This is a genomic window from Nocardia sp. NPDC004722, from assembly GCF_053601505.1.
In genome coordinates this window covers 1-3,715 of record NZ_JBSGBY010000734.1, presented here as the reverse complement: position 1 = coordinate 3,715, position 3,715 = coordinate 1, and the positions used below count along the sequence as shown (strand labels likewise).

Genomic DNA, 3,715 nt, shown 5'->3' with positions numbered 1-3,715 from the left:
GGCAACCCGATCACACACCCGGCCGCCATGCCGACGGCCGCACCGACCAGGCCCATTCCCACGCCGGCGGCGATGGACGTGCCGACGGCGCCCACGCCGCCGCCGATCCCGCCACCGACCGCCGCGCCGTCGAGTCCACCGGCGCCGGCGCCGAGGGCGGCGCCCGGCGCGTCCACGTCGGCCGCGACGTTCTGGACCGGGTCCGGGGCATCCTGTCGCGCGATCGCGGTCACCGGCGCGGCCGAAGCGGGCGCGGCGGTGATCGCCGCCGCCGAGAGTGGAATCGACGCGACCAGTGCGGTCGAAATAATGGCCTTCTTGAAGTTCATCTCTTCGCCCTTCTCGTACTCGAACTGCTCCGACAATTCCTTCACCACAGCAGGACGAGAAGAAGGTTATGTAATGTGCCGGGGCGCTCGCCTCGGCCGAAAAGCCTATTTATCGACGCCCGGCTGATCGGCCGATCGGCCGACCTGGCCGGTTTCCCACGCCCACGCCGCGATCTCCACCCGATTGCGGACATCGAGCTTGGTCTGAATATTGCCGAGATGGGCCTTCACCGTGCCCAGCGCCACCGAAAGCCGTTCGCAGATCTCCTGATTGGTGAGTCCGCGTGCGACCAGCCTGGCCACATCCAGCTCTCGGTCGGACAGCTGATGGGCATCCGGCGTGGTGGTGTGCGGCGCGGCGGGTTCCGGTAACCGGCCGAGCTTTTCCAGCAATCGCACCGTGATCGACGGCGACACCAGGGCATCGCCGCGATGGGCCGCCCGCACCGCGGCGACCAGCAGTTCCGGGCCCGCGTCCTTCAACAGGAACCCGCAGGCGCCGCCGTGCAGAGCCCCGTAGACGTAGTCGTCCTGATCGAAGGTGGTCACCACGACCACCCGCAGCGGGTCCGGCACCTCCGGACCGGCGAGCAGCCGTGTCACACCCAGCCCGTCCAGGCCGGGCATCCGCACGTCCACCAGGCATACGTCGGGTCGCAGTCGTTGCGCCGCCGCGATGCACGCCAGCCCGTCGCCGACCTCGGCGACCACCCGAATGTCGGGCTGCGCCTCGAGGATCAGACGAAAACCGCTCCGGACCATTTCCTGGTCATCGGCGATCAGGACACGTATGACCGAAGGAGTCACGGTCCGATCTTGCCATCCGCGAGGGCCGCCGGGGGCACCTGCGACGACAAGCAAACGTTGAGTGTTGCGTTAGCGGCCTACGCGTAGATAGTTCGGTAGGCCGCGAATCGGCTACAGTTTCGGTGTTTTCGGGTCGGCCCTCGAACGATCACACCGACCGTCTGTAGTACCTCGCGCGCTGGTGGGTCCCGGCACGCGGAGTGGAGAGTGGGAGATCGTCATGCTGTCCGAAGGTGACGTTTTTGCCGAGTATGTCATCGAACGGCAGCTCGGCCGGGGTGGCATGGGTTCGGTGTATCTGGCCAAGCATCCGCGCTTGCCGCGGCTGACGGCGCTCAAGCTGCTGAATCGGGAGATGGTCTTCGACAAGGAGGTCCGGGCCCGGTTCGAGCGTGAGGCCGACCTGGTCTCGCAGCTGGACCACCACAATATTGTCACCGTCTACGACCGCGGGCTCGAGGACGGCCAGCTGTGGATCTCCATGCAGTACATCGACGGCGTCGACGCCGCGAGCGTGACGCCGCAGACGCTGCCAGCGGAGCGGGCGGTGCAGATCGTGGCCGAGACCGCCGACGCCCTGGACTACGCGCATCGCAACGGTGTGCTGCACCGGGATGTGAAGCCCGCCAACATCTTGCTGGCCCGCTCCACCGGGGGTAAGGGCGAGCGGGTGTACCTGACCGACTTCGGGATCGCGCGGCTGCGTGACGACAGCGGTCATCTCACCCAGACCGGCACGTTCACCGCGACCCTGGCCTATGCCTCGCCGGAGCAGCTGACCGGTTCCGCCCTGGACGGCCGTTCCGACCAGTATTCGCTGGCCTGCACCCTGTTCTGGCTGTTCACCGGGCACGGCCCGTTCTCGACCACCAATCCGGCCGCCGTCATCCAGGGCCACCTGCAGAGCCCGCCGCCGCCGGTGAGCAGCGCGCGCCCGGGTCTGCCGCCGAGCCTGGACATGGTGATCGCCAAGGCGATGGCGAAGCGTCCGGAGGACCGCTTCCCCAGCTGCGTCGAATTCGCGGCCGCGGCCCGGCGCGCGCTCGCGCAGCCGAGCGCGCCCGCCATGCCGCTGGTCGGCCGGACCGCCCCGCCGATGCCGGTGCTGCCGCAGCCGCTGACCGGTGGCCAGATGCCGACCGGCATGCCCATGTACACCGGTGGCGCGATGCCGCGTCCGCAGACCGGCCCGGCCCAGCCGTATCCCGCTCCGACGCAGATCAATCCGACGCCGCCGCATGTCACCCAGGCGCCCGCGCCGGTGAATCCGCCTCCGGCACAGTTCAATCCGGCCCCGCCGAAGCCGGTGACCGGCAATTACACCGCGCGGGGGACCAACCAGTACACGCAGCCGCCGTCCTACGCCTATCAGGCGCCGGGGCAGCCGCAGCGCCCGCCGGTCGCGCCGACGGGTGGGCATCGCGTCGCGCCGCAGAAGTCCAATACCGGCCTGATCATCGGCATCATCGCGGCGGTGGTGGTGCTGATCATCGTGGTGGTCGCGGTGGTGGCGGCCGCGGGCAGCAGCAAGTCCAGCACCAGCAAGGGCGCGGATCAGACGTCGGCGGCGGTGGCTCCCGCCGCGGACAAGCAGGTCGACTGGTCGACGGCGGCCCAGGCCTTCCCGAAGTTGTTGCCCGCCACCAAGACCGGCGGCAAGGGCTTCAACGGCGCGACCTGCTGGGTGGCCGACTCCCCGGTGGCCTCCGATGCCACCGACGGCACCCCGGACTTCGGCCAGTACGCCGTGCAGTGGCGCTGCTACGGCGGCAGCAACAACGCCGACCCCTTCTACCGGATCTTCGGTTACGCCTCGGCCGACGCCGCCCAGACCGTGGTGAGCGGTCTGTCCGGCAGCAAGTCGCAGGGTACGAACGGCGGCAAGTCCTACGTCAACTACCAGTTCACCGACGACGACCACCCGCGCCTGGTCACCGCCTTCACCGGTGACCACGCCCAGTACCTCATGTACACCGACGGCCTCTCCGACGGCATGGACGACGTCCTCAAGTGGTGGAAGAACGCGCCGCTCAGCTGAGGTTGACCTGGGCATATGACAGCCCCGCGCCGGGCACGTAGGGTCGCGAACCGAAGGAGTCGGTCGAAAGGGCATCTGTGCTGCGCAGCGGAGAAAGGTTCGCCGGTTACGAGATCGAACGCGAACTCGGCCGCGGCGGTATGGGATCGGTGTATCTGGCCCGCCACCCTCGACTACCCAGGCTGATCGCGCTGAAACTTCTCAGCCGGGACGCGTTCGGCGATATCGAGGTGCGGCGGCGCTTCGAGCGCGAGGCCGACCTGGTCGCGCAGCTCGAGCATCCGAACATCGTTCCGGTCTACGACCGCGGCATCGACGGCGATCAGCCTTGGATCGCCATGCGCTACATCGACGGTCCGGACGCCGCGCAGTTGGAGGCGGCGAAACTGCCGCCGCGCCAAGCCATCCGGATCATCGCCGAGACCGCGAAGGCGCTGGATTTCGCGCATCGCCGCGGCGTGCTGCACCGGGATGTGAAGCCCGCCAACATCCTGCTGGAGTACGCGGACGGCGAGGAGCGGGTCTTCCTGGCGGACTTCGG

4 protein-coding genes are annotated in these 3,715 nt (G+C 68.7%); 2 read left to right on the top strand and 2 right to left on the bottom strand.

What is annotated here, in order from left to right; genetic code table 11:
• A partial coding sequence (locus ACWELQ_RS40815) for a hypothetical protein (RefSeq protein WP_452402347.1) occupies positions 1-377 on the bottom strand: 377 nt, incomplete at its 3' end.
• 57 nt (positions 378-434) lie between these two features.
• Positions 435-1,136 (bottom strand): response regulator, encoded by a 702-nt coding sequence (locus tag ACWELQ_RS40810; protein WP_452402346.1) that lies wholly within the window; start codon positions 1,134-1,136, stop codon positions 435-437.
• Between the two features lie 220 nt (positions 1,137-1,356).
• Here ACWELQ_RS40810 and ACWELQ_RS40805 point away from each other — a divergent pair, with 220 nt between their 5' ends.
• The gene (locus ACWELQ_RS40805; RefSeq protein ID WP_452402345.1) at positions 1,357-3,174 is read left to right on the top strand and encodes a protein kinase domain-containing protein; all 1,818 of its coding nucleotides are present in this window, start codon (positions 1,357-1,359) and stop codon (positions 3,172-3,174) included.
• A 77-nt stretch (positions 3,175-3,251) separates the two neighbouring features.
• Positions 3,252-3,715, top strand: a 464-nt coding sequence (locus ACWELQ_RS40800) for a serine/threonine-protein kinase (protein WP_452402344.1), incomplete at its 3' end; no start/stop codon positions are given.